At 66.0% G+C, this 26092-nt stretch carries 26 protein-coding genes; 6 read left to right on the plus strand and 20 right to left on the minus strand.

Translation table 11 applies throughout. The features are described 5' to 3' along the window. Positions 1-274 precede the first annotated feature (274 nt). The 3 genes from CK944_RS14575 to CK944_RS23250 all read right to left on the minus strand — a co-directional run bounded on the left by CK944_RS14575 (position 275) and on the right by CK944_RS23250 (position 3715). The gene (locus tag CK944_RS14575) at positions 275-778 is read right to left on the minus strand and encodes a cell wall hydrolase (RefSeq protein WP_192877764.1); all 504 of its coding nucleotides are present in this window, start codon (positions 776-778) and stop codon (positions 275-277) included. A 388-nt stretch (positions 779-1166) separates the two neighbouring features. Continuing rightward, entirely contained in the window at positions 1167-3545 is a 2379-nt protein-coding gene (locus tag CK944_RS14580; RefSeq protein WP_103173801.1) for an AI-2E family transporter, read from the minus strand. Next, complete coding sequence (locus tag CK944_RS23250; protein WP_158248012.1) at positions 3542-3715, minus strand: hypothetical protein; 174 nt, start codon at positions 3713-3715, stop codon at positions 3542-3544. Before CK944_RS23250 ends, CK944_RS14580 begins: the two co-directional genes overlap by 4 nt. A 347-nt stretch (positions 3716-4062) precedes the next feature. Here CK944_RS23250 and CK944_RS14585 point away from each other — a divergent pair, with 347 nt between their 5' ends. Genes CK944_RS14585 through CK944_RS14595 form a run of 3 tightly spaced genes read left to right on the plus strand, consistent with a single transcriptional unit; the run spans position 4063 to position 7232 of the window. Beyond that, positions 4063-4521, plus strand: a complete 459-nt coding sequence (locus CK944_RS14585; protein ID WP_103173802.1) for a (2Fe-2S)-binding protein — start codon at positions 4063-4065, stop codon at positions 4519-4521. Further along, positions 4521-6800: a xanthine dehydrogenase family protein molybdopterin-binding subunit gene (locus CK944_RS14590; protein WP_103173803.1), complete on the plus strand. Its 2280-nt coding sequence runs from the start codon at positions 4521-4523 to the stop codon at positions 6798-6800. The genes CK944_RS14585 and CK944_RS14590 overlap by 1 nt, the downstream gene beginning before the upstream one ends. A gap of 9 nt (positions 6801-6809) precedes the next feature. Beyond that, positions 6810-7232: a hypothetical protein gene (locus CK944_RS14595; protein ID WP_103173804.1), complete on the plus strand. Its 423-nt coding sequence runs from the start codon at positions 6810-6812 to the stop codon at positions 7230-7232. Positions 7233-7371: 139 nt separating this feature from the next. Here CK944_RS14595 and CK944_RS14600 read toward each other — a convergent pair whose 3' ends face one another. Further along, positions 7372-7965, minus strand: coding sequence for an exopolysaccharide biosynthesis protein (locus CK944_RS14600; protein ID WP_103173805.1), 594 nt, complete (start codon positions 7963-7965; stop codon positions 7372-7374). Positions 7966-8451: 486 nt separating this feature from the next. On the opposite strand from CK944_RS14600, the gene CK944_RS14605 reads away from it, so the two are divergent. Continuing rightward, the gene (locus tag CK944_RS14605; RefSeq protein ID WP_239986080.1) at positions 8452-8928 is read left to right on the plus strand and encodes a nucleoside deaminase; all 477 of its coding nucleotides are present in this window, start codon (positions 8452-8454) and stop codon (positions 8926-8928) included. Positions 8929-8980: 52 nt separating this feature from the next. On the opposite strand, the gene CK944_RS14610 is transcribed toward CK944_RS14605, so the two are convergent. Further along, positions 8981-9949, minus strand: coding sequence for a glutathione S-transferase family protein (locus CK944_RS14610; protein ID WP_103173806.1), 969 nt, complete (start codon positions 9947-9949; stop codon positions 8981-8983). A gap of 57 nt (positions 9950-10006) precedes the next feature. Continuing rightward, positions 10007-10414, minus strand: a complete 408-nt coding sequence (locus CK944_RS14615) for a DoxX family protein (RefSeq protein WP_103173807.1) — start codon at positions 10412-10414, stop codon at positions 10007-10009. Positions 10415-10560: 146 nt separating this feature from the next. Here CK944_RS14615 and CK944_RS14620 point away from each other — a divergent pair, with 146 nt between their 5' ends. Next, a complete protein-coding gene (locus CK944_RS14620) occupies positions 10561-11469 on the plus strand; it encodes a LysR family transcriptional regulator (RefSeq protein ID WP_103173808.1) in 909 nt (302 codons plus the stop codon). A gap of 43 nt (positions 11470-11512) precedes the next feature. On the opposite strand, the gene hydA is transcribed toward CK944_RS14620, so the two are convergent. From hydA to CK944_RS14645, 5 genes are read right to left on the minus strand one after another with little or no spacing between them, the layout of a single operon-like run. Next, positions 11513-12979: a dihydropyrimidinase gene (hydA, locus tag CK944_RS14625; RefSeq protein ID WP_103173809.1), complete on the minus strand. Its 1467-nt coding sequence runs from the start codon at positions 12977-12979 to the stop codon at positions 11513-11515. Next, the gene (locus tag CK944_RS14630) at positions 12976-14220 is read right to left on the minus strand and encodes a cysteine desulfurase-like protein (RefSeq protein ID WP_103173810.1); all 1245 of its coding nucleotides are present in this window, start codon (positions 14218-14220) and stop codon (positions 12976-12978) included. The genes hydA and CK944_RS14630 overlap by 4 nt, the downstream gene beginning before the upstream one ends. Positions 14221-14232: 12 nt before the next feature. Beyond that, complete coding sequence (locus CK944_RS14635; RefSeq protein WP_103173811.1) at positions 14233-14970, minus strand: amino acid ABC transporter ATP-binding protein; 738 nt, start codon at positions 14968-14970, stop codon at positions 14233-14235. Between the two features lies 1 nt (position 14971). Continuing rightward, positions 14972-15643, minus strand: a complete 672-nt coding sequence (locus CK944_RS14640; protein WP_103173812.1) for an amino acid ABC transporter permease — start codon at positions 15641-15643, stop codon at positions 14972-14974. Between the two features lie 49 nt (positions 15644-15692). Continuing rightward, positions 15693-16487 (minus strand): transporter substrate-binding domain-containing protein, encoded by a 795-nt coding sequence (locus CK944_RS14645; RefSeq protein ID WP_103173844.1) that lies wholly within the window; start codon positions 16485-16487, stop codon positions 15693-15695. A 143-nt stretch (positions 16488-16630) separates the two neighbouring features. Between CK944_RS14645 and CK944_RS14650 the strand changes: the two genes are divergently transcribed. Next, a complete protein-coding gene (locus tag CK944_RS14650) occupies positions 16631-17314 on the plus strand; it encodes a FadR/GntR family transcriptional regulator (protein WP_103173813.1) in 684 nt (227 codons plus the stop codon). A gap of 22 nt (positions 17315-17336) precedes the next feature. Here CK944_RS14650 and CK944_RS14655 read toward each other — a convergent pair whose 3' ends face one another. The 9 genes from CK944_RS14655 to CK944_RS14695 form a co-directional block, all read right to left on the minus strand. After that, complete coding sequence (locus tag CK944_RS14655) at positions 17337-18278, minus strand: mechanosensitive ion channel family protein (protein WP_103173814.1); 942 nt, start codon at positions 18276-18278, stop codon at positions 17337-17339. A gap of 248 nt (positions 18279-18526) precedes the next feature. Then, complete coding sequence (gene rnk / locus CK944_RS14660) at positions 18527-18934, minus strand: nucleoside diphosphate kinase regulator (protein WP_103173815.1); 408 nt, start codon at positions 18932-18934, stop codon at positions 18527-18529. A gap of 36 nt (positions 18935-18970) precedes the next feature. Then, a complete protein-coding gene (locus tag CK944_RS14665; RefSeq protein WP_146038672.1) occupies positions 18971-19483 on the minus strand; it encodes a hypothetical protein in 513 nt (170 codons plus the stop codon). Between the two features lie 249 nt (positions 19484-19732). After that, positions 19733-19933: a DUF1127 domain-containing protein gene (locus CK944_RS14670; protein ID WP_158248013.1), complete on the minus strand. Its 201-nt coding sequence runs from the start codon at positions 19931-19933 to the stop codon at positions 19733-19735. A 552-nt stretch (positions 19934-20485) separates the two neighbouring features. Beyond that, positions 20486-21364 carry a DUF2189 domain-containing protein gene (locus CK944_RS14675; protein WP_103173818.1) on the minus strand — a complete coding sequence of 293 codons (879 nt, stop codon included), beginning with the start codon at positions 21362-21364 and terminating at the stop codon, positions 20486-20488. A gap of 157 nt (positions 21365-21521) precedes the next feature. Then, positions 21522-22019: an isoprenylcysteine carboxyl methyltransferase family protein gene (locus tag CK944_RS14680; protein ID WP_103173819.1), complete on the minus strand. Its 498-nt coding sequence runs from the start codon at positions 22017-22019 to the stop codon at positions 21522-21524. Position 22020: 1 nt separating this feature from the next. Next, a complete protein-coding gene (locus CK944_RS14685; RefSeq protein ID WP_103173845.1) occupies positions 22021-23079 on the minus strand; it encodes a type III polyketide synthase in 1059 nt (352 codons plus the stop codon). A gap of 313 nt (positions 23080-23392) precedes the next feature. After that, the gene (locus tag CK944_RS14690; protein WP_103173820.1) at positions 23393-24469 is read right to left on the minus strand and encodes an ABC transporter substrate-binding protein; all 1077 of its coding nucleotides are present in this window, start codon (positions 24467-24469) and stop codon (positions 23393-23395) included. A gap of 196 nt (positions 24470-24665) precedes the next feature. Next, complete coding sequence (locus tag CK944_RS14695) at positions 24666-26000, minus strand: MFS transporter (protein ID WP_103173821.1); 1335 nt, start codon at positions 25998-26000, stop codon at positions 24666-24668. Between the last annotated feature and the right edge of the window lie 92 nt (positions 26001-26092).

The raw sequence follows: 26092 nt of genomic DNA on the forward strand, positions 1-26092 counted from the left end.
AATCCCCAACTTGCAAGGGGAAATTTCTTCCCGCGGACAATTATTTTCCGGTGGGCGTTCCGATGCCTTCGGAACAGGGCTTTCCGGCGAATTCCGGGCTGAACTGGAGCCATGACGGCCTTAAGGACAACGGGATCTGCCCGGGAACGGGCCGCTGGCGCGATGGAAACCGTGCTTCGCCAGCTGACGCTGCTCATTCGGAATCATCCAGCCCGCGCGTGATCTGACATGCACAGGAAAGAAGCCGCAGGCTGACCTCACCGGCAACGACCGGCTATCGCCGGGTGATCCCCTCGATCAGCTGCGGCGGAACAGGGCGCGTCACAAGATAGTTCCGGCGCTTCTCGTAGAAGGCGTTGCCGCCCGTCACGAGAACGTAATGCATGTTGTCATAAGGGAAACGGTGTCCCGCAGTATGGAAGAACATCGCATTGCCGATCAGGGGGTGACGCTCACCGCGCAGGACGGATCGGGCGGCCTCGCGCACCTGCGGCGCCGTCTTGAGGTTCATCTTGCGCTTCATGATCCCCGGCGCGAACTGGTTCTTCTGGGCCACCACCCCGCAGACCGAACGGGGATACTGCCCCGATTGGACCCGGTTCATGACGACGCTGCCGACAGCGATCATGCCGTCCCGGCTGGAACGGTTCGATTCGAAATACATGGCCCGTTCCATGCACTCCTGCTCTGACATGCGGGAGCCGAAGCCGCAGCCCGACAGCACGAGCGCAGCCGCGGCCAGGGTCAAGCACACCCGCGCCTTCAAGTTGAGGTTCATATCACTGCCCTTGTTCTTCCTTGTCGTTTCCCGGGATGCTTCTGACCCCTGGGTGCCTTGATCATCATGCAAATCCGCACCGAACCGGAAAGCTCTTGTTGAGGCCATCCGGCCAGGCTGCTTCTTTTCCCTCAACCAGCAAAGCGCGTTCTTGAAAATGCCGAGCTGAGATCTGCCCGATGTTTCCATTGGCCAAAGACCGCCAAGACCCTCCTGCCTTTGCAGGAAACGACAAGATCAGGCCCGGACAGCTCCGCCAGCGAAGCTGCCCCGGACCGTCCACTGCCGCTGACACCGTCATGCGAAGCTTGGGCGCACAAGCCCTGGCCTCGCAGATCATCGTATTCGAAACTGGCTTCCGGTCCTTCAGAGGCGAAGCGCCATGCTTCTATTCCGGCACCTGCTGTCCCACGGTGGCCGACAAGGACGGCTCGGCGGGGTTTTCGGTCGGGGGGGCCGCCTCTCCGGTCAGGCGCTCGGCCACTTCGGCCGCGAGGGTTTCAAGAAGCTCGCGTTCCTTGTCCTCGAGGTCGCGCACCTCGTCATGGATCAGGCACAGGGCGCCCAGAACAACCCCATCCGCCTGGCGCATCGGCGCGGCGGCAAGGGCACGGGCGGACCAGGCCCGCAGGACGGCATTCTCGGCAAGCAGCGGGTCGCGTTCGATGTCGGGAACGATCAAGGACCGTGCTTCCGCCAGCAGCAAGGAGGCCATCGAGGCATCCTGCGGCAGCACCATGACCTTAGCCTGAGGGTCGATGCCCAGGCCGGGCAGTTCGCGATTGGCCCCGATCAGCAGTTCCTGCCGAGGGCCGATGGCGATGATGGCGGCGGTCTTGACGTCGAACACATCGGCGGCCCGGATTGCCAGATCGTTCAGATCCTCGCGCAAGTCAGGATCGTCCAGCGGCACCTTCTTCAGGGTCTCGTTCCGGGCTTCGACCGCCTGGGGATCCTGGACGATCCCGACCGTCTTGTCCTCTGCGTTCCGCAACAGCAGCAGGATGCGGCGCGCCGCCTCGTTGATCGAGGCCACGACGGCATCCGCGCCAAGCATCTCGGCGCCGTGCCGGTCCAGTTCCTCCAGGGGCACGCCCCACAGGCCCAGCACGATCTTGAGCCGGGGCCACCGCGCCCGAAGACGGCGGGTCAGGTTGCGGGCGGCGGCGTCGGGTTCGCTGCTGAAGAAGCTCAGCACCACGATCTCGACCCCTTCCAGTTCCAGCCCGGCGACATAGCGCGAAGTGGTGCTGCCATAGGCCCTGGATACCGCCGGCACCCCGTCCAGTTGCAGGCTGTGGACCAGCATCTCGCAGGCCTGGCGGTCGATTTCCCATTTGCCGGGAATGCAGGCGACGCGGGGCGCGGCACCTTCGGGCAGGTCGGCGGGATGGTCCTCGCGGATCGCTTCCAGCAGTTCGTCCATGCCGTTGGCGATCCGCAGCCTGTGTTCGGCGCGGGCGTTGTTGATATAATCGATGCTAGCCTGGCACAGCACCTCCATCCCCTCGTCGTTATAGAACTGGGTGACGGATGTTTCCTCGATCGCATCTTCGGCGATGTCGATGGCGTCGTCGGGATCGTTGGCGATCAGCCGCTGATAGATGCGCGTGTGACGACTGAGGGCGGGACTGGATCCCAGAAGCGTTTCCAAGATCGACAGCTGCGGGATATAGCGGCCAACGACCAGCAGGCAGACGGTCAGCGGCGTGGACAGGACCAGCCCCACCGGTCCCCAGATCGCCGTCCAGAAGGTCGCGGCGGCGATCAGCGACAGCACCGAAAGCCCCGTGCTGGTGCCATAGAGCAGCGGCTCGATCACGTTGTTCGAGACAAGCTCCAGCACCAGGATCAGGCCTGCGGTCATCAGCACCATGTTCCATCCGGGATCGACCGCAAAGGCCAGGCTCAGCGGGAAGACCGCCGACAGGATCGGCCCGACATAGGGGATGAAGCGCATCACGGCGGCCAGCGTGCCCCACAGGATGAAGCCCGGCACCCCGATCAGCCAAAGCCCGAGGGCCATCGGGATCGCATAGGTGACGTTCACCACCAGTTGCATCAGCAGGTATTTCGAGATGCGCCTGCTTGCTTCCTCAAGGGCGTCGGTGGACCGGAACATGTTGCCGCCCAGCAGCCGCAACAGCCTGTCGCGCAGATCCCCCTGGTCCAGCAGGATCAGCACCACGAAGACCAGCACGATGCCGGCCGTGGCAAGGGGCGCAAGCAACGGCGACAGCCACAACAGCGCCGTTTCGAAGGGCGAAACCGGTTCGGGAATCACCCGCACCCGCTGGGGCGGGACTTCGTTCTCCTCGCCCCCGCCCACCACCTCGGCCACTTCCTTCTGCACGGTGTCCACGGTCTGCATCGCGCCTTCCAGGATGCCGGGCCCCTTCATCCGGGCGCCCAGATCCTCGATCTTGCTGCGGATGGTGGTCTGATAGGTCGGCAACTGCGCGCTGAGCGACCGCATCTGGATGCCGACAAGCGTGCCCACCGCGCCCAGCACGGTCAGCACCAGCACCATGGTCAGGGCGACCGCCAGGATGCGCGACAAGCCCCGCCGCACCAGCCAGTGGACCACCGGTCCCAGGGCAAAGCTGATCAGGAAGGCGATGGCCAGCGGGATCAGCACCGCCTGCCCGTAATACAGGGCGGCGACGATGATGGCTGAGATCACAAGGCCCGCCGCAAGGCGCAGCAGATCGCCTTGCTGGGACTGGATCAGCGGCCCGCTGCCGCGTGGCGGAAGGGGTGGGATCACAGGGGCACCGATCGGATGAGGTCCAGAAAAAGAACAAAGCCTGTCCCTTGGACGATGACATGGACCGGATCGTGCTTCTGGATTGGTCCTCCAAAGTCATGGATGCCGGCCGAGGCATCGCAGCCCAGGTCGTCGCGCCTGGCATAAGTCGAGGCAAGAAGGTCGAGCACTTTGGGATCCTTCCAATGCCCTGCACAGCAGTTCCGCAACCAAACCTTCCGAAAGGAAGCAGAGTTCCGCACAACCCTGCACACCTTCCTTGCAGGCTGGATCCTTTGGGTACGGCAACAGGGTCATGTCGCCCAACATCCCCGGCCCCGGCATCCCGCCGGTAGCCGGGCCTTGTCTGAACCCACGTCACGGCCACCCCCAGGCCGCCTGAAATTACGGATCGGAGTGCTGGAACACTCTTGCCACTTTCGGGTTTACAGAGCTTGGCCCGCTCGCCTGCAGATGGCACGAGCAGCCAAATGCCAGACGCGGCCGACACCGGATCGGTTGCACCAGCAAGGGGGACATCATGGATCTGACCGTGAACGGACAGGCGCGCAACTTCGGGGGCGACCCTGACATGCCGCTGTTGTGGTATCTGCGCGATGAACTGGGCCTGACCGGCACCAAGTTCGGATGCGGCGCGGGCTATTGCGGCGCCTGCGTGGTCCATATCGACGGCGTGGCCAGCTTTTCCTGCGTCACCCCGATGACGGTGGCCGAGGGTGCCGAGGTCGTCACCATTGAGGGCCTGTCGCCCGATGCCAGCCATCCTGTCCAGGTTGCGTGGCGGGAGTTGAACGTGGCGCAATGCGGCTATTGCCAGTCCGGCCAGATGATGCAGGCCGCGGCCCTGCTGGCCGAAACGCCCGATCCCACGGACGACGACATCGACGGCGTGATGGCCCAGAACATCTGCCGTTGCGGCACCTATCCACGCATCCGCGCCGCCATCAAGCGCGCCGCCGGGCAGGAGGCAGGGTGATGGCCGTGCTGGAAAACGTCAGCCGTCGTGCCGTTCTGCTGGGCATGGGCGCAGGCGCCCTGGTCCTGTCGCTTGGCCTGCCCACTGCCGCGCAAGAGGAACCGCTGAAGTTCGGGGCCGATGCCATGCCGCATGGCTGGCAGGACGATCCGCGCATCTTTGTCGCCATCGACCCCGATGGCACGGTCACGGTGACCGTGCACCGATCGGAAATGGGACAAGGGGTCCGCACCTCGATCGCCATGGCCGTGGCGGATGAACTGGACGCGGACTGGGCGCGCGTGCGCGTCGCACAGGCGCCGGGGGACGAGCCGACCTTCGGCAACCAGGACACCGACGGTTCGCGCAGCTTGCGCCACTTCTTCCATCCGATGCGCCGCGCAGGCGCCGCCGCCCGGCAGATGCTGCGAGAAGCGGCGGCGGCCGAATGGGGCGTGCCCGTGGACGAGGTCACGGCCGAGAACCACATCCTTGCCCATGCCGCATCCGGGCGGCAGGCGGGCTATGGCGACATGGCGACCCGCGCGGCGGGCGGCCAGGTTCCGGCGCGCGAAAACCTGACGCTGAAATCGCCGGACCAGTTCCGCTATATCGGTCGCGACGACATCGGCCTGATCGACAACCCCGCCATCGTCACCGGCGGCACCGTCTATGGCATCGACGCCAAGGCCGACGGCATGCTGTTCGCGGTCATTGCCCGCCCGCCCGTCATCGGCGGTCGGGTCGCAAGCCATGACGCGACCGCCGCATTGGAGGTGCCGGGCGTCGAGCGGGTCGTGGTGATCGACCCCCCGCCCCAGCCGTCCGAATTCCAGCCCCTTGGCGGGGTTGCCGTCATCGCTACCAACACCTGGGCAGCCATGCGCGGCCGCGAGGCATTGGTGATCGAATGGGACAACGGCGACCACGGCGCCTATGACAGCGAGGCGTTCCGGGGGGAACTGGAACAAGCCGCGCGCAGCACCGACGGCGCGGTCGTGCGCAACCAGGGCGACGCGCTGACCGCCCTGCAGGAAGCGCCCCGCAGGTTCGAGGCCGAATACTACATCCCCCATCTGGCGCAGGCACCGATGGAGCCTCCGTCAGCCCTGGCGATGATCCGCGACGGCAAATGCGAGGTCTGGGCCTGCGTGCAGGCGCCCCAGGTCACGCGCGTGCGGGTGGCGGAAAAGCTGGGCCTCGATCCCAAGGACGTCACGGTGAACGTGACCCTGCTGGGCGGTGGCTTCGGGCGCAAGTCCAAGCCCGACTTCGTGCTGGAAGCAGCCGTTCTCAGCCGCGAAATGGACGGCAGGCCCGTCAAGGTCACCTGGACGCGGGAAGACGACCTGCATCACAGCTTCTATCACACCGTCTCGGTCGAGCATCTGCAGGCCGGGCTGGATCAGGACGGCCGCCCCGTCGCCTGGCTTCACCGCACGGCGGCGCCGACCATCGGGTCGATCTTCGCGCCCGATCCCATGCAAAAGCTGCCCTTCGAACTGGGCATGGGGCTGACCAACATGCCCTTGGACATCCCCAATGTCCGGGCCGAGAACCCGCAGGCCCAGGCCCATACCCGGATCGGCTGGTATCGGTCCGTGTCCAACATCCCGCATGCCTTCGCGATCCAGTCCTTTATCGCCGAACTGGCGCACGAGGCGGGCCGCGATCACCGCGACTACCTGCTGGAGGTGATCGGACCCGCCCGCAAGATCGACCCGACCGAACAGGGCGATGTCTGGAACTATGGCGAGGATCCGGCGCGCTATCCCATTGACACCGGCCGCCTTCGCCGGGTGATCGAGACAGCAAGCGATGCCGCGGGATGGGGCAAGGAGATGCCGGCCCGCAGCGGCCTGGGCCTTGCCGCGCATTACAGCTTTGTCAGCTATGTCGCGGTGGCCGCCGAGGTCGAGGTGGGCGAGGACGGCAATGTGCGCGTTCCCGTCGTCCATATCGCCATCGACTGCGGCCCTCATGTGAACCCCGACCGGATCCGGTCGCAGATGGAAGGTGCCGTGATCATGGGCACCGGGCAGGCCCTGATGTCGCAGATCACCTTTGCCGAAGGACGGGCGCAGCAGGACAACTTCGACAGCTATCTGGTGCCCCGCATGGACAGCGCGCCGCGCAAAATCCACGTCCACCTGGTTGGCGGCGAGGATCCCGACCAACCCCTTGGCGGCGTCGGCGAACCCGGCCTGCCGCCCGTCACCCCCGCCATCGTCAACGCCATCTTTGCCGCCACGGGCCAGCGCATCCGCCGGTTGCCGGTCGGCAATCAACTGACCAGCTAGGAGAGAGCCATGATCCCCTTCCGGTCTGCCCTGACCGCCACGCTCCTGGCCCTTGCCGGGACAGCCGCTGCGGCCGATTGCGCGTCGCATCTGGACCTGATGGACGAGGTCCTGGACCAGGCATCGAGAGAGTCCATCGCCTCGTCATCGGGCGGGCAGGGCGTCGCCGGTGCCCGCGAGGCCCGGGCGATGACCGACACCGAGGCCCCAGGCAATGACGCGACCGCGACCGAGGCGGCGCAGGATCCCCAGCCCCCGCAGGCACCGGGCCATGCCCCCCCGCCCGAGGCCGGCGATCAGGTGCAGCGGCTCCGCGCCTCGCTGGACGAGGCAAGGGCCCAGGCGGGCCAGGACGATGCGGCCTGCCGCGAGACGCTTGTGACAGCCCTGCGGGAGTTGGTGTCCGGGGAAGACAAGCCCGAGACCCCTTGAAGCCACCGGGGTTTGACCGCCGGCTTACGTCCCGGACTGTCCCGAAAGGGGCAGTCCGCCCGGTCCGTCCAGCGATGCTGATTCCTCAGCCTTCATTTGCTGACCCGGACTGCCGAGGGTTCCAGCCTTCGTGACAGGCTCAGCCACCCCCCAGGGTGGTCAGAAGCAGCGCGCCCAATCCGACAAGGGCGCCCAAACCCGCAAGAAGGATCACGAGCCCGTCCCTTGCCATCAATCCCAGGCCCATCAAGGCGATGGCACCCATCGGGATCGAGGAGGCAAAGGGCAGAAGTTCCAGCGGCGGAACGGTCATGCACAGGAAAATGCAAAGCAGCGCAACGACGCGCAGGCCTGCCTTTCCCGAAAGCCAGGAAAGCCGCCGCCGCAGCACCCGGTCGATCCAGCCTGCCGGCCGTTCCAGCCAATCCATCCCCTTCTTGATGCGGTCGCCCTTCAGTGTCTGGCGCTCGAGAAGTCCGGGAAGCCAGAGGTGATCGCGGCCAAACAGAAGCTGGGCCGAGACAAGGGCAATCACAAGGGCGATCACCGTCGGAAGGCCGGGGATGCCGCCGATCGGGGTGATCTCGATCAGCGCGGGAATGGCCAGAAAGGGGCCGAAGCTGCGTTCGCCCAAGGCCTCGTGGATATCGTGGACGCTGACCTGATCCTGCTGTTCTCCAAGCTCGCGCAGGTCGCCCACAAGGTCGGAGAGATTGGTGTCTTTGCTGCTCATCCCAGCAAACGGGGCTGCGGCGCTGCCGGTTCCTGATGCGCGATTTCGAAAGGCCAGCCACGAAGGTGCCGCAGGCTTCCCGACGGCGATGTTCCCGACGACACGCGATGATCTTGTCATGAAGGACATTCATGGCGCGGACGCACCGGGTCAGCCGGCGTCGGCCTTGCGGCACATCGGGCGACGAGCCATGGAAAAACCGTCGTCCCTCCCGTCGCCCGATGGCGTTCCGACAGCCCCCCTGATCCCATAGCGTGACGGTGCGATCCCTTTGCGGAACGGAAGCAGGCCATGGCGGACCACCGCCAGAGAAAGGCCACCACCCTCATGCTGCCGGAACTGCAACACGACGACCGCACATGCGGCACGACGGCGATGCGCCGCCTGATTGCCGCCGCTTGAGCAAGCAGGGCAGGACGGCTAAGGACGAAGGATAGGACGGACGCGCCGTCCTGGCCTTTCGTGATATCCTCTGACCTCGGGTGCATGATGACCGACACGTCCTTTCTTCAAGAAGCCATTGATCTGGCGAAAGACAACCTGGCCGCGAAAGGCCGCCCGTTCGGCGCGGTCGTGGTCCGGGACGGCGCGATCATCGCCCGTGGCGTGAACAGGATGGATGCCGACAAGGATCCCACGGCGCATGCCGAACTGCTGGCGCTTCGCGCCGCCGGGGCGGCGACCGGAAGCACCCGGCTTGACGGCTGCACCGTTTATGCCAGCGGACAGCCCTGCCCCATGTGCCTGGCGGCAATGCGGCTTGCCGGCGTGACGCGGGTCGTCTTTGCCTATTCGAATGAAAACGGCGCGCCCTACGGGCTGTCCACGGCACAGGTCACGCAAGACCTGTCGGTGCCGCTGTCCCAGCAATCATGGGCCGAGATCACCCATCTTCCGCCGGAAGACAGCAACGACCCGGTGATCTACAAGACCTGGGCCGAACAGCGTGGTGGCAGGGCCTAGCCCTTTGACAAAGGCCGGCCAGCCTTGATCCGCCGGATCCGATCCGGCGACGTCATCCCCGCGCCTGCTCCAGCATTCGGATCACATGCTCGGGCCCCGCAGGCACGATCCCGGTGGGGTTGAGCGCCTTGATCGAGTAATATCCCGCCTTGATGTGGTCGAGGTTCACGGTTTCCGCCACGCCGGGCAGGCGCAGGATCCGTTCCTGATAGGCCGACAGGCGGGGATAATCCGCGATGCGGCGGATGTTGGCCTTGAACAGCCCGTGATAGGCCGCGTCGAAGCGGATCAGCGTCACGAACAGGCGAATGTCGGTTTCGGTCAATCGCTCGCCGAACAGGTAAGGGCCATCCAGCCGATCCTCCAGCCGGTCGAGCATCTCGAAGACGCCCGCCACCGCCTCGTTATAGGCGGCCTGCGAGGAAGCGAAGCCGGCCTTGTAGACGCCGTTGTTCAGGCCGTCATAGATCTGGGCGTTCAGCGCGTCGATCCGGGTCGCCAGGTCGGCGGGATAAAGATCGGGCCTGTCCGGCACCAGACCGGCAAAGGCGCTGTTGAACATGCGCAGGATCTCGGCGCTTTCGTTGCTGACGGCGGTGTCGGTTCGTTCATCCCACAGCAAGGGCACAGTCGCGCGGCCGGTATAGTTGGCATCCGCGCGGGTATAGAGCTGGTGCAGATGCCCCGCCCCGTGCAGCGGGTCGGCATCCGCGCCGGGATGGCCGCCAAAGGCCCAGCCCTGGTCGGTCAGGACCGGGTTCACCACCGTCACGGCCACCAGATCCTCCAGCCCCTTCAGCTTGCGCGCGATCAACGTCCGCGACGCCCAGGGGCAGATCAGCGCCACATACAGGCGATAACGCCCGGCCTCGGCCTTGAAGCCGCCCGTGCCGGTCGGGCCGGGGCTGCCATCGGGCGTGATCCAGTTGCGAAAGGACGACACCTGCCGCACGAAGCGCCCCTGGTCGTCCTTGGCCTGCACCGGGTGCCAATCCGTCGTCCATGTTCCGTTCACCAGCATGTCGTTCTCCGTCATCAAGGGGGAACCGCGCCGCAACGGGCGGCGCGGCCAAAAGGTTCAGGCGCGCTTCTGCGTGGGCGCCAGGGCATAGGGACCGTCACCCAACAGGGCCAGCGCGGCCTGCACGACGGCCCACATCACCGGGTATTCCCAGCCGCCGCCCGCATTGGACCAGTTGAAGCCCGCGCTGCCATGCCCGAAGATCGCCGCGCCCAGCAGGACCGGCACAAAGGCGGCCGAGACCAGCCGCGCCTTCACGCCCAGGATCAGCGCCAGGCCGCCCAGGATCTCGAACAGCATGGTAAGATAGCCGAGCGCGCCCGGCAGGCCCAGCGATTCAAAGAAGCCCGCGGTTCCGGCCGGCGTGAAGACGAAAAGCTTGACCAGTCCGTGGACAAGGAACAGCGCACCCGTGGTGACGCGCAGTGCAAGGATGCCCATGGGGGCGGTCTTGTGGTCGATCATGGTGTTTCTCCTGACAAATGGCCGGCGGGAACGGTTGTCCTGTCCCGGCGCTGATCTCATGCAGACAATATGCCATCGGCGGCCTGTGGCAGAAATGGCGGTATTGGCGTATGATAATCGCCGCTTTGTTCCGAATGAGGTACGGGATGGATCTGGTTGATGGGATGCGGGTCTTCGTGTCGGCTGTCGAAACGGGTTCCTTCGCAGGGGCGGCGCGTCGGGTGGGGATCACGCCGAAGCTCGCCTCGAAATACATGGCCGAGCTTGAGGCGCGGATGGGCACGCAGCTTCTTCATCGCACCACCCGCCGCCTGGGTCTGACGCCCGCAGGCGAACGGCTGATGGCCCAGGCCCCTGCCTGGCTGGGCCTGCTGGACGAAATGACCGCCGACCTGCGCGATGCGCAGCGCGGCTTGTCGGGGACGATCCGTGTCTCGGCCGCGGTGACGCACGGGGAACTTGTGGTCGCACCTTTGTTGCGGCGCTTCCGGGCGGACCATCCCGACCTGGTCATCGACCTGCGCCTGTCGGATCGCTTCGTGGACCTGGTGGCGGACGGGGTCGATCTGGCCTTGCGCATCGGGCATCTGGAGGCCTCGTCGCTGATCGCGCGCAAGTTGGGCACGATGTCGCTGCTTGCGGTCGCCTCGCCGGGTTATCTGGACCGGCATGGCCATCCCGAAACACCGGGCGACCTGGCTGACCACCTTTGCATCTGCGACACCAACATGCGCGGCGATGGAAGCTGGCCGTTGAGGGACGGCAAGCAGGAACATCGCGTCCGGGTGACCGGTGGCTTCCAGGTCAACAACGCGCGGATCGCCCGCGACCTGGCAGTGCGGGACGAGGGGATCGCGCTTTGTCCCGATTACGTTGTCAGGGATGATCTTGCCGAGGGTCGGTTGGTCCGCGTCCTGCCGCGCTTTCACGGACCCTGCCTGAACATGCACGCGGTCTATCTGCCCCAACGCCGCCTGCCCCGGCGGACGCGGACCTTGCTGGAGTTTCTGGTGAAATCCTTTGCCGAGGCGAAAGGGCCAGCCGCCGGGTTCTGATACAGGCGGCTGGTGACCTGCGCCTGCGATCAGGGGGCAGCGGCTATCCCCAGGACGAAGGCAGCAGCCTTTCGCGGCCCCGGTCCGGTCCCTGCCCGGAACCCTCGCCAAACGCCTCGCTGGTCCTGCGCGCCAGGTGCCTGCCCCCGGGATCGCCCATGGGCCGGCCGTTCAGGGCGATCGTTCGTCCCCGCAACAGGGTCCGGACGGGCCAGCCGGTGATCTCCATGCCTTCATAGGGCGTGTAGTCGCAGCCGTGGTTCAGGTCGTCCTGGCGGATCGTCCGCGTCGTCCGGGGATCCCACAGGGTCAGGTCCGCGTCGGCCCCCACCGCGATGCTGCCCTTTTGCGGATAAAGCCCGTAAAGCCGCGCGGGATTGGTCGAGGTCAGAGCGACGAAACGCTGAAGGCTGATGCGGCCCTTGATTACCCCTTCCGAAAACAGGATCGGCAGGCGCGTCTCGACGCCGGGGATGCCGTTCGGAACCCATCGGAAGGATGTCCGGGCACGGGGATTGTCCTTGCTGGCCTCGCCGGCGAAGCGGAACGGGCAATGATCCGACGAGAAGATGTCGAAGGTCCCGTCGCGCAACCCCTGCCAGATCGCCGCCTGGCTGTCGGCGTCGCGCGGCGGGGGCGAACAGACGTATTTCGCGCCCTCGAAATCCATGTTCAGGCCGCGCAGGTCGTCGGCGGTCAGGGCGATGTATTGGGGACAGGTTTCGGCATGGACCCGCAGGCCGCGTGCGCGCGCCCACTGGATCTGCTCCATCGGGTCGCGGCCCGAGACATGGACGATGACGATGGGCAGGTCGATCAATTGCGCATGGCTGATGGCGCGGTGGGTCGCCTCTCGCTCGGCGATCTGGGCATGGGCCTGGCCGTGGTAAAAGGGCGCGGTGCGGCCCTCGGATTCAAGCCTGCGGGTCAGATGCTTGATCGCGTCATGGCCTTCGGCATGAACCATCACCAGGGCCCGTTCGCGCCGCGCGACCTCGAACACGTCCAGCAGTTCGGCGTCGTTCAGCACCAGGTCGTCATAGGTCATGAAGACCTTGAACGAGGTATATCCGTCCCGCACGAGCGCGGGCAGTTCCTGTCCCAGCACCTGCGGGGTCGGGTCGCTGACGATCAGGTGGAAGGAAACATCGGTATGGCAGTTTCCCTGGGCCTTGCGATGATAGTCCTCGACGCAGGACCGCAGGGACTGTCCCTTGATCTGCAGGGCGAAGGGCAAAACGGTCGTGTTGCCCCCGGCCGCCGCCGACCGGGTGCCGCTGGCAAAGCCGTCGGCCATGAGCGTGCCGTCCGACGTCGGCTGGTCCAGATGCACATGCGCGTCGATCCCGCCCGGCAGGACCAGAAGGCCGGTGGCGTCGATCCGGTCGGCCCCGGCAAGGCCTTCCCCGATCTGGACGATGCGGCCGTCCCTGATGCCGACATCCGCCGGAAAGCTGTCGGCGGCCGTGACCACGGTCCCGCCCGAGATCACCAGATCCAGCTGGCTCATGCGGCAGCATCCGCAAGGATCCGGGTCAGCGCGTCCGTCAGGCGGTCCACCTGTTCCACCGTGTTGTAATGGACCATCGACACGCGCAGGACGCCCCCGTCCCGATCCTGACCCAGGTGTTCGACCAGGCGGCGGGAATGGAAATCGCCAAAGCGCATGGCGATGCCGTGATCGTCCATGGCCCGCGCCATCGCGCCCGAATCCACGCCGTCGAACTTGAAGGCGATCGTGGGCACGCGGGTGCTGTTCCGGTTCAACGCCTCGCCGATAATGCGGCAGTCGTTGCGCCCCGACAGCCAGGCCAGCAGGCGGTCGGTCAGCGCGTCTTCCTGCGCGGTGATCAGCCGGAACGCCGCCTCCAGCAGGGCACGGTCGTCGCCGGTCGCGCCATGGTGCCGCGCAAGGTCGGTCAGGTATTCCAGGATGCCGTCGGTGGCATAGGCCGCCTCATAGCTGGGATTGCCCGGCTCCAGCTTGGCCGTCACTTTGTCCTTGCCGTAAAAGTAATGGTAAAGCCCGTCCAGTTCGGCCAGCAGGTCGTATTTGCCATACATCAGCGCGCCATGCGGGCCATAGGCCTTGTAAAGGCTGAAGACATAGTAATCGACATCCCAGGCCCGCACGTCGATCAACCGGTGCGGCGCATAGGCCACCGCATCCACGCAGATCCGCGCGCCCCGGTCGTGGACGAAGCGGGCGAAATCCGCGACCGGATGAACCTTGCCAAGGATGTTCGACACATGCGTGACGCAGACCAGCCGGGTGCGGTCGGTCATCAGCGGCTCCAGGTCGGCCAGTTGCAGGTCCATCGTCTGCGCGTTCAGCGGCCAGACCTTGATGGTGACGCCGAATTCCTGAAGCCGCATCCAAGGGCCGATGTTGCTTTCGTGGTCGGCCATGGTGACGATCACCTCGTCGCCCGGCTGGAACTGGCGGCGCATGGCCTGCATCAGGTTGCCCATCAGCACCGTGGTCGAGGGGCCGAAGACGATCTCCTCGGGGCGGGCGGCGTTGACCAGGGTGGCGGCGGCCCGGCGGCCCGTCATCAGCGCCTCGGCCGCGGATTGCGACACGGCATAGCTGCCGCCGATCTGGACGTTGCGGTGGGTCAGGAACTCGACCATCCGGTCCAAAGCGGGCTTGGCGATCTGGGCGCCGCCGGCATTGTCGAAAAAGACCCAGTCGCTGGCAAGGCCGGGAAATTGCGCCTGCACATAGGCCATGTCCAATTCTGTCGTCATTCTTGTTTTTCCTTAGTGGTTCAGGACAGCGCCCAGAAAGTTGCGCGTGCGGGTTTCCTGCGGGTTCGACAAGACCTGCGACGGCGGGCCCTGTTCGACGATCTGGCCGCCATCCATGAAGATCACCCGGTCGGCGACCTGGGATGCAAAGCCCATCTCGTGCGTGACGACGATCATGGTGACGCCGGTGCGGGCCAGATCGCGCATGACGTCCAGCACCTCGCCCACCATCTCGGGGTCAAGGGCGCTTGTCGGTTCGTCGAACAGCATCACCTGCGGCTCCATCGCCAGGGCGCGGGCGATCGCCACGCGCTGCTGCTGGCCGCCCGACAGATGTTCGGGATACTTGTCGGCCTGGCTGGCGATGCCCACGCGCGCCAGAAGGCGGTCGGCCTGGGCTGCGGCATCCGCGCGCGACGCGCCGCGCACGCGGCGGGGGGCCAGCATGACGTTCTCGCGCACCGTCAGATGCGGGAACAGGTTGAAGGACTGGAACACCATGCCCACCTCGGCCCGCACCTTCGCCAGGGCCCGGCCGGCGGTGACGGGAATGCCGTCCACGCGGATCTCGCTGTCGGGCGAGAAGCTTTCCAGCCGGTTGATGCAGCGGATCAGGGTGGACTTGCCCGACCCCGAGGGGCCGATGATGCAGACCACCTCGCCCTTGGCGACGTCCAGGTCGATGCCCTTCAGCGCCTCGAAGCTGCCATAGGATTTGCGCAGGTTGCGGATGCTGACGAAACCGGCCATCTCAGCGCCTCCTGGCCGCGAAGCGGCGTTCCATGCGCGACACCAGCGCCACCAGCGGCCACAGGAAAGCCACATAGATCGCTGCCGCGACGATCAGCGGCGTCGGATTGGCCGCCAGGGCCTGCGCCTGCGTCGCCTGTTTCAGAAGGTCGGGCATGGCGACGACCGATGCCAAGGCCGTGTCCTTGACCACGTTGATCGAATTGTTCGTCAGCGGCGGAATGACGATCTTGACGGCCTGCGGCAGGATCACGTCCGCCATCGTCTGCCGCCCGCTGAGACCCAAAGCGGCCGAGGCTTCGAACTGGCCCTTCGGAATGGCCTCGATCCCGGCGCGGAAGATTTCGGCTGTATAGGCGCCGGAGACCAGGGTCAGCGCGGTCATGGCGGACACGAAGGGCGAAAGGCGCAAGCCCACGAAGGGCAGCGCGTAATAGACGATGATCAGCAGCACCAGAAGCGGGATCGACCGGAAGATGTCGATATAGACGCGCGTCAGGAAGCGGACCGGCGCGGGTCCGTAAAGCCGCAGCATCGACAGGCCCAGCCCCAGAACCAGGCCCGCGACGATGCTGGCGGCCCCCAGTTGCAGCGTGATCCACAGCCCCTGCAGCAGCATGGGAAAGGTCCGCCGCATCACCTCGGCGTTCAGGAAGGTGTCGAAGATATCCATGGGATCCTTTCGGGTCCGGGGCCATTCCCCCCGAACCCGGCGTCAAAGATCAGTCGAGCGAGGGCATCGGCAGCACGGTCACGGTCGAGGAGCTTGCCTCGGGCGCCACGCCGAACCATTTCTCGTGCAACTGGGCCAGAACGCCTTCCGTCTTCAGGTCGTCCAGGACGGCGTTCACCTGGGTTGCCAGTTCGGCATCCTTGGCGAACATCATCGAATATTTCTCACCCGTCGGGATGCGTTCGACCACGGCCAGTTCGGGCTTGTCCTTGACGTAATACTGCAGCGCCGGAATGTCCGAGACATAGCCGTCGATGCGCCCAGCGGTCAGATCCAGCATGGCAGGCGCCAGCCCTTCATAGCGGCGGATCTCGGCGAATTCGTACTGGCCCTGATGTTCGGTCGCCCACATGTCGCCCGTCGATCCCGTATCGACGCCCACGACCTTGCCCTTCATCTCGGCCAGCGACTTGGGTCCGGTGGCAAGCGCCGTCAGCGACTGGTCGCTGTCATAATAGGGCTGCGCGAAGGACACCGATTGCAGCCGCTCGTCCGTGATGGTGATGGACGAGGTGGCGATGTCGATCCGCCCCGACTGGACGGCCGAGAAAAGGCCGTTGAACGGGATGTTCACCGTCTCGACCTCGGCGCCCAGGCGTTCGGCCACGGCGGCGACAAGATCGATCTCGAAGCCGACGAAGTCGCCCGACGCGTCCTGGAATTCCCAAGGCACGTTGCCGATATTCGCCCCGACAGTCAGTTTCTCCTGCGCCGCCGCCGCAAGGGCTGAACCCGCCAGCAAGGTGGCGGTGACGGCTGCGACACGAACCCCATTCCAGAACATCCACATCTCCCTGTCTTGTTTTTTGGATTGACCGGACAAACCGGTCTGACCAATATGGCCATGGTTTTTCCCGCTTGGCAACCATGCCGTTGCATATGGATAAGGACGGGCAGACGTCGCCGGATTGAAGGGCAGTTGAATTGATGTGGGACAAGGGACCGGTGGCACAGGGCGTCGCCAGCCGGTTGCAGGACATGATCCGGTCGGGCCAGTTGAAGGCCGGGCAGAAGCTGCCGTCGCAGCGGATTCTGTCGGAACAGTTGCAGGTGTCGCGCCCGACCCTGCGCGAGGCGCTGATGACGCTGGAAACGCTGGGCCTGATCCAGACGCTTCCCGCGCGGGGGACGTTCGTGCTGGACCCTGCGTCCCAAGCGCCGCGGACGACCTGGCGTTATGACGATGCCCATGCCCTGCGGGACGTGTTCCAGACCCGGCTTCTGGTCGAGGGCGAGATGTGCCGCCTGGCTGCCAATGCGATCGATTCAGCGGCGGTTACCGGCCTGACCGCCGCGGCCGATGCCTTCGAGGACGCCTGGCACCGGCAGGATCTGGTCGCGCATGTCGAAGCCGATCTGGCCCTGCACCAGGGTATCGCCGACGCCTGCCCCAACCGCGTCCTTGCAAGCGTTTACGGCAACCTCAAGCATCTGCTGAGCGAAACCCAGCGCCAGCCGATCCCGAACACCGATCCCGGGCGCATGGAACAGTCCATCGCCGAACACCGCCTGATCCTTGCAGCCCTGGCCAGCCGCGACCCCGAGGCGGCCTGCCGCAGGATGCAGGAGCATATCCGGAACACCGCCCGTTGTGCCGGGCACGACCTGTGAACGGTCCAGGGCGCCGTGAAGGTCAGGCGGACCTTGCCTGTGGCGAAAGGACATGCGTCTTCGCCGGCATGTCGCCGGCGGGCTCCGGCGGCGCACCCATGACGGTGATCCGGCGCAAGGGCGTGGTCGCGTCGGCCTCTCGGAGCGCCTTGTCCACCTGGCGCCAGATGGCGTCGCGGCATTCTATCTCGCGGTCGAACCTGTCCAGCCAGTATCGCAGCGCGTAATGGACGCCGTCGGTCCCGATGGACTGGACCCGCACGTCCGGCCGGGGCACCCGCTTGATCATCGGCGCCTGCAACAACGCTTCTTGCAGGATCTCGACGCCCCGTTCCGCGGGAATGGCGTGATCCAGGACCAGTTCCACCTGGGCGCGAAAGACGGAACTGGGCGCGCTGTAGTTCACGATCCGCTGCCGAGAGACTTGGCTGTTGGGAAGGATCACATAGGTCGAATCCCGCGTCAGAAGCCGGGTGGTGCGCCAGCCGATCTCGATCACGCGGCCGCGTCCCAGACCCTCCACATCGACCCAGTCACCGATGCGGAACGGCCCTTCCAGTCCAAGCGCGATCCCCGACAAGGTATCCGCAACGACGTTCCGGATCGCAAATCCCATCAGCGCCAGCACCACCCCGGACCCGGCCAGGGCGCCGCCGGCGCCATGACCCAGCATCAGGATGACGCCCGACACGATGGCGATCAGGAACAGCAGTCCCGACACGAGGTCCTTCACCAGCTTCGGGATCGGCCTGCTGCGGGGTCGCAGGTTGCCCAGAAGCAGGCCCGAGATCCTGCTGAGCAGCCAGGCCAGCGACAGGTAGATGGCGAAATGCAACGCATTCCCGGCATTTTCCGGGGGTTCGCCGATGCCCAGGCGCAGCCCGATGCCCGGCCCGCCAAGGCCAAGAACGACCAGGATCGCAAACAGCGCGGCCGGTGGAAGTAGCCGGCGGAGATGCTTCAAGACCGCCTCCTTGCATCGCGCAGCATGGCATGGCCATCCCCTTCCCCGTTCGAGGTCCGCAGCGCCCCCCCTCGCGGCGATGCTGCCGCCTGGGTCACGGCAACGAACTCGGTCCGGCACAGCGGGCAACGCCCGGCGGCAGAACGGGGTATCCTTGCCTGGCAAGCAGAGCAGGTCGCGGGAAGAAGACGGCGGAACATCGGGTATCCTTTATGGTGAAGCTTTATGGGGGGACGGCGAACCCCGGATCATGCGGCCGCCAGCGGCAGGCCAAGCCGCAGCACCGTCAGGGCACCTTTCTGGCCCGTGCGCGTGGTCCAGCCGACACTGGTCCCGACAGGCAGGCCCAGAAGCGCGACCCCGATCGGGGTCAGCACCGAAATGGCGCCCTGGCTGATGTCGGCGTCCTCGGGCCAGGCCAGGGTGACGTCCTGTTCGCGGCCGGTGACATCGTTGCGATAGGTCAGCGCCGTTCCGATCGTGACCACCTCCGCGGGCATCTGCCTGGCAGGGACCACCTTGGCTGCGGCAAGCTTTGCCAGAAGCGGTTCAGCCACTTCCGGCAAGCCCGCATCGGCGGCGTCGGCAAGGGATTCAAGACGGCCGACATGATCGGCGTCGATGACCGCACGGATGCGGCGTGGGGATCGAGACATGGCAGTCTCCTTTCAGGTCATGAATGTGATTTCGTTTCAGTCGTTCAGGCTTGAACAAAAGTCCGCAGGATCCTGGACGGCCAGGACCGTGACCGTGCCCAGCACGTCCTCGCTGTCCAGAAGGGCCATGCCCTGCCCGATGCGCAGACCGATCAGCGTCACCCCCAGATAGGTGCCGACGGCCAGACGGCTGCGGTCATGGTCGGGATAGGTCCAGTGATACAGCGTCCGGGTCTGCGGCTGCCCGGCCCCCAGGACGAAGCTGACGCGGGACGCGCCTGTCACGACACCGGGACCGACATCGCGGGTGTTGACGACCTCGGCATCGGCCATCTTGGCACGGATCAGTTGCGCCAGCCGCAGGAACGGCGCGGTGCCGATTTCCTGAAAGCGGCGCCTGTGTTCGTTCAGCTGCCAATAATCGTAGGTCCCCAGCCGGGCGCGGATCGGCCTGAGCATGGAGATGTCGCGCAAGGCGGGCAGGTGGTTGTGCTGGCGGGCGATAAGCCCTGCTCCGTTCCGGAGCCGGTCCTGAGAAGTGTAGCGCATGATGATCCCGGTCGGGCCTGAGGCCCGGTTGACTGACACGGTGAAAGGAAGTCGCGCCCGGGAAGAGGCGTCAGCGGTCGCCCGCCTCTGCCCGGGGCAGAGAGCGCGTCAGCAAAGACCCGGAATAGATCCGGAACCTCGCGATATGGGCAAAGATCATCATGTCCAAAAACCTAGGCTGGGCGGGCAGCGTTTGCAAGCCATGCGGCCGTGCCCCCGTTTCCGGGCACAGCCGCATGGACCTTCTTTCTAGCGGGCCGATGCGGTCCGGCCGGATCGCAGCACCTGCGCCGGACGCGGATCGTCGGCCAACAGATCGTCGGCCACCCGGCCGATCTCATGCCGCGGCAGGCCGATGTCATGGAGCAGCCGATCATCAAGGCCTTGGAGCGTTTGGATCGCGCGGCGCCTGTAAAGCGGGCGAAGCGCCGCCCTGACGCGCTGTCGCAAGGAAGGGATGATCCCTGCGGTGCTTCCTGAGGAAAAAGGGATGCGCGCGGCAAACGGATCCCACGGTCCTGAATCATGTGGCATGACGGCCTCCTGCGTCATCGGGCCGCTGCAGGTCCGATCGACGGATCGTGCAACGACGATGCTGAACCCCGGGGCGGCTTGCGACCGACACGCCTGCGCGCGGTCCCTTGGCTGCCCGAATGTGAAGAAGGATGTTCCAGGTCCCCGCAGTGGTGGCCGGATGCAACTCCGCCCCCTGCGGGGTCAGCCGCGGTTCAGCATCGGACCCTTGATGCTCGGCCGGCGCCGGTTATGGTTCAACATGATAGCCATGCTTCATAGATGGTGATCCGGGCCATCAAAGTCAACTGCGTGCCACCGCCATCAGCAAGGGGCGGGAACATTGGGTCGTGTCCAAGGCCCCCTGTCACCATCCGTCGATCACCGGCGCCTCGACAGCACGGAATCCTTTCGACACGCGGCGGGTTCAGAGGCTGCCCGATACAGGTGCGTGTCGACCATCCGTCGGCTGGCCGCCGCGACGGGCAATCATCCGGCGGCGGGGTCTGGGAAGGTCACCGCGCGGCGATAAAGATGCCAGGTCGCATGGCCCAGAATCGGCAGCACCACGATCAGCCCGGCAAAGAACGGAATCATCCCCAGCAACAGCGCCCCGCAGACGATCATCCCCCAGGCGGCCGTGGCGCCCGGATTAGCCCTTGCCACCGCCAGCGAGGTCGCAAGCGCCATGGGGACACCCACGGGCCGGTCGATCAGCATGGGGAAGGACACCATGCCGATGGAAAGCACCAGGACGGCGAACAGAAAGCCGGTGGCGACCCCCAGGATCAGCATCTCTTGGCCCGCCTGGGTCGTCAGGCAGTCGCGCAGCAGGACCAGAAGGCTGTCATAGGTCTGCGGCCCCAGTGTCGCGGACCAGATCGCATGGGCGGTGTTCAGCCACAGCACGAAGACCACCAGCAGAAGCAGGCCAAGCATCAGCACCGGCCCAAGCACCCGCCCGCCCAAGGCCGAGAGTGCGGCGCCCCAGTTAGCGGGCAAGCCCGCCTCGCGACGGCGGCTCATCTCGTAAAGGCCGACGGCGGCGGCAGGGCCGATCAGCGGAAAGCCCGCCACAAGGGGAAACAGCAGGTGGACCTGACCGGCGTTCAAGACCCAGACCGCCAGGATGAAGCCGATGACCGGATAAAGGGCCACCAGGAAGATCACGTCCGACCGCAATGCGGCAAAGTCGCGGGCACCTTCCCTCAGGGCCATGCGAAGATCGGCAAGTTCGATCCGGTTGACCTGTGGTCGTGCGATCTGATGGCCGCCGATCCCGTCGATGGCATGTCCCACGCCCCGCCCCATGCCGGCCAGCTTCTGCGCGCTCCAGCTTACCGGGTTGCCGATGGTTCTTCCTGTCATGGCTGCATCCTCCCCGTGCAGGGGTCGGCCAGACCGAGGTATCCGCCGGAGGCCCGGCCTCTGCCCCGCTTTTCGGGCCGATCCGTCCTTGAGACGCCAGCATAGCAGATTTAGGTGATTCCCGCACGCGATGATTGCACCAACCAAGGTGCAACCGTCATGGGCGCAGGCCGAGGACACGGGCCTCCTCGCGGATCCGGATGCGCAGGATCAGGGCATTCAGGATCGTGAAGACGGCGGCCACCGGCCACAATCCCAGGACCATCGGCGCCACGATGATCTCGGCGATCACGACCATGTAGTTGGGGTGCGAAACCCAGCGATAGGGGCCGCGCGCGACCAGCGGTTCGTCCAGGACGATGATGCGGGTGGTCCAGCGGGATCCGAGGCTGACAAGCACCCAGAGCCGCAAGACCTGCAGGACCGCGAAGGCCGCAAGCCAGCCCAGATGGATCGGGTTCGACCAGCCGAGGACCGCGATCGCCAGAAGCCAGGCCGCGTGCATCGCGACGATCAGCGGGTAATGCCCGGCGCCGTGTTCGACCGCCCCCCGCGCCAGAAGGCGGCGCGTGTTGCGGCGGGCGATGACCAGTTCCGCCCCCCGCTGCAGCAGCAGAAAGGCGATGAATGCCAGGGCGGGAAGGTGGGGGTCCATCTCAGGCCACCATGATCGGCAAGACCGACAGCGTGAAGCCCGGTCCCAACGCCATCGCCATCAGCTTCGGCGGCGGACTGTTGCGCAGCACGGCGGCCAGAACGAACAGCACGGTCGGCGCGGACATGTTGCCGTTCTGGGCCAGCACCCGGCGTTCGACATCCAGCGTCCCCGCCGCCAGATCCAGCGTGGCCTCCAGGGCGGTGATGACCTTCGCGCCACCGGGGTGGCAGACATAGCGGTCCACGTCGCGGTCGGGGGCCAGGCTGTCCAGGGCCGCCCGCAGCTCGGCCTCGGCGAAGTCGGGGATCGAGCGGTCGAAGATCACGCCCAGGCCGGTTTCCTCGACCGTCCAGCCCATCATGCCCAGCGTGTCCGGCCACATGTGCTGCAGGCCCCGGCCGATCACGGGACTGCCGCCATCCGCGTCCACGCCCGCCCGCAGCACGACCGCCGCCGCGCCGTCGCCGAACAGGGCCGTGGCGATGATGTCGGCCTTGGCCAGCCGGTCCAGGCGGAACAGCAGGGTGCAGGTCTCGACCGCGACCAGCAGGACCACCGCGCCGGGCCGCGCCGCCGCCAGGTCGGCTGCGACCGACAGCCCCGACACGCCCCCCGCGCAGCCCAGGCCGAAGATGGGCACGCGCGTGACATCGGCGCGAAAGCCCATGTCGCGGGCCACCAATGCCTCGAGCGTGGGGGTGACGATCCCGGTCGAGCAGACCGTGACGATCACGTCCACCTGATCGGCCCGCAGCCCCGCCTGGTCCAGCGCCGCCCCGGCGGCCCGCCGGAACAGGTCGGCCGCGCCCGCCGCGAAGGCCGCCGTCCGGTCCACCCAGCCATGCGGCTGGCGGAACCAGTCCAGCGGCACCACCGAATGGCGCCAGTCGATGCCGGCGTTGCGAAAGGCAGGCGCCAGGCGGTCGAATTGTGCAAAGCGCGATTGCAGCAGCGCGCGGGATTCGCGCAGGATGTCGTCCTGGTGCATGGGATGGGGCGGCACCGCCGTGGCGATGGACAGAAGCCGGGGCCGGGTGGCGGTCTGGTCTGCGGTCATGGGCGGCGGTTCCCGCGTGTTCGGATGGCGCTGATGGGCTTGGAACGGCCCGGCGGAGGTCCGCACCGTGACACGGACGGCACCCAACGCGCGAAACGCCCGAAACGGTACGCGCATCCTTATCTGCGCCCCATCGCGTTGTCCCGAACAGCCAAGGCGCCCGGCATCCGGCCGCTGGGACCGGAAACCCGCGATTCCCGCGCTCACGCCTGAAGGAGGTAATGGTTCATGCCGCCGGCCCTCGGCTTCGCGCTGCGCGCAGACCGCAGAGGTCTGCCGCGCATCCGCCGTATCCCAAGGGGACTGCCCGCCCTCAGCCCGCCGACAGCCAGGCGTTGAAGCGTTCCGTCAACTCGGCCTCGTGATCGACCCAGAAGTCATAGGACGACCCCAGCGCGTTCTTCATGTTGTCGGGGTTGGTCGGCATGTTCGGGGCCATCTCGGTCTTGCCGTCCTGGTAAAGGCCGACCAGGGGCGCCGACGACTTGCGGGCCGGCCCATAGCTGATCCATCTGGCCTGATCCGCCAGCCTTTGCGTGCCGGTGGCGAAGGCGATGTATTCCAGGGCCGCGTCCTTGTTCGGGGCGCCCTTTGGAATGGCGAACAGGTTGTATTCATAAACCTGTCCGTCCCAGACGATGTCGAAGGGACGGCCTTCGGACAGGGCGGCGTTGAAGATCCGGCCGTTATAGGCGGTGGACATCACCACCTCTCCGTCGGCCAGAAGCTGCGGCGCCTGCGCCCCGGTTTCCCACCAGACGACGTCGTTCCTGATGCCGTCCAGCTTGGCAAAGGCGCGATCGACGCCTTCGGGGGTGGACAGCAGGTCATAGACCTGGTCGGCCGGAACGCCGTCGCCCATCAGGGCCATTTCTAGCAATGCCTTGGGTGCCTTCTTCAGGCCGCGCTTGCCGGGAAAGGCGGTGGTGTCGAAGAAGTCGGCGATGGTCGAAGGCGGGTTGTCCGGGAAGCGCGTGCGGTCATAGGCATAGACGGTCGAGAAGACGATCGAACCCACCGCGCAGTCGCTGAGACCCTGGGGAAGGAAATCCTCGGTCGCGGGCGTGCCATCGGGCGCGGGGGGCAGGATGGCGGGGTCGATCTCCTCCAGCAGGCCTTCATCGCAGAGGCGGATGGCGTCGGCATATTCGATGTCCACCACATCGATGGTGACATTGCCTGCCCCGACCTGGGCCTTGATGGGGATGGCGGGATTGTCGCTGTCCACGGAGGTGACGGTGATGCCGGTCTGTGCCGTGAAGGGCTTCTGGTAAGCCTCGACCTGGCTTTGGCTATAGGTGCCGCCCCAGGACATGACGGTGATCTGGTCCGCCATGCCTGCTGTCGCGACCAGCGCCAGTGCGGTGCTGAGGATGAGTGATGTCTTCATGATGCGTCCCCTGCTGGATGTGGATGTCATCAGCCTGGCCGGTCTTGGCCCGAGGCTGTCTTTTTCCCAAAGCGGAGCGTCCGAATGCACCTTCTGTCAAAGGAGCTTTCCTCATCGGATGATGAGATACACTCATGCCCGATCCGGTATCGTCCCATCGACCGGGCCGGGCCCGGCCGCCCGGGACGATGCCGCGTCAGTCTTCCAGGGGCCTCCCGGCGGTTTCCCGACAGGACAGCATGGCCATCAGGGCCACCACGGCCGCGGCCACCAGGAACCAGGCGGGGGCGGCCTTGCTGCCCGTGGCGGCGATCAGCCAGGTGGCGATAAAGGGCGCGGTGCCGCCGAACAGCGCATTGGCGGTGTTGAAGCTGAAGGCGAAGCCCGAATAACGCACGCGCGTCGGAAAGATCTCGGTCAGGAAGCAGGGCAGCGTGCCGTCGTTCACGGTCAGCAGGGCGCCGAAGATGACCTGGATCAGGACGATCATGCCGAAACTTGCGCCGTCCAGCATCCCGAACAGCGGCACCGTCAGCAGGATGAACAGCACCGACGCGCTGATCAGCGCGGTCCTTCGCCCGAACCGGTCCGACAGCGTGCCCATCAGGAAGATCAGGAAGATATAGGCGGTCAGCGCGATGCTGTTGGCCAAGAACGACGCGCTTTCGTCCATGCCCATCCCGGTGATCAGATAGGTCGGCATGTAGCTGAGGATCAGGTAGAAGCCGACCGCGTTGAGGCAGGTGACGGCGAAGGCCCGCACCATCGGCTTGCGATAGGTGGTGAACAGTTCGCGCGTGGGGGTGGCCTCGACATGGTGCCGGGCCTCCATCTCGCGGAACTTGGGCGTGTCCTCCAGCTTCAGCCGGATGTAAAGGCCGACAAGCCCCATCGGAAAGGCCAGCAGCAACGGCAGGCGCCAGCCCCAGCCTTGCAACTGTTCGGTGTCCAGGACCGAGAACAGCAGCGCCGATATCAGCGATCCCGCCAGAAGCCCCGCAGCGGTGCTGGCGGGAACCATGCTGGTATAGAAGCCGCGCTTTTCGGGGGGCGCATATTCCGCCAGGAACGACGCCGCGCCCGCATATTCGCCGGATGCGGAAAACCCCTGCACCATGCGCAGGACCAGAAGCAGGATCGGCGCGGCGATCCCGATCTGTGCGTATCCGGGAAGAAGCGCGATCAGGGTGGTCGCCCCCGACATGATCAGGATCGACCAGGACAGCGCCGTCTTGCGGCCGACACGGTCGCCGATGCTGCCCCAGACGATGCCGCCGACCGGGCGGATGACGAACGAGATCGCGAAGACCGCGAAAGTCGCCAGCAGCGCCGCCGAGGGCGCGATCTCGGGGAAAAAGACGACGGCGATCACCGTCGCGAAATAGCCGTAGGATGCATAGTCGAACCATTCGACGAAATTGCCGATGAAGCTGGCGGTCAGGACCTTGCGCAGGACGGCCGGCGTGGCCTTGGCATCCGCACTGGTGTCAGGTCCCGCCGCGGCGGGCATGGTCATGGCGGTCATGGTCATGGTCTCCTCCCATGTGGACCGATGATGGCAGGTGTCATCGTTGCCGGCCCGACCCTCCCGGTGCGCCGACGGCTTTGGCGTCTTGCCGAAAG

Source organism: Paracoccus sp. SY, assembly GCF_002901215.1.
In the GTDB taxonomy this organism is placed as follows: Bacteria; Pseudomonadota; Alphaproteobacteria; order Rhodobacterales; family Rhodobacteraceae; genus Paracoccus; species Paracoccus acridae.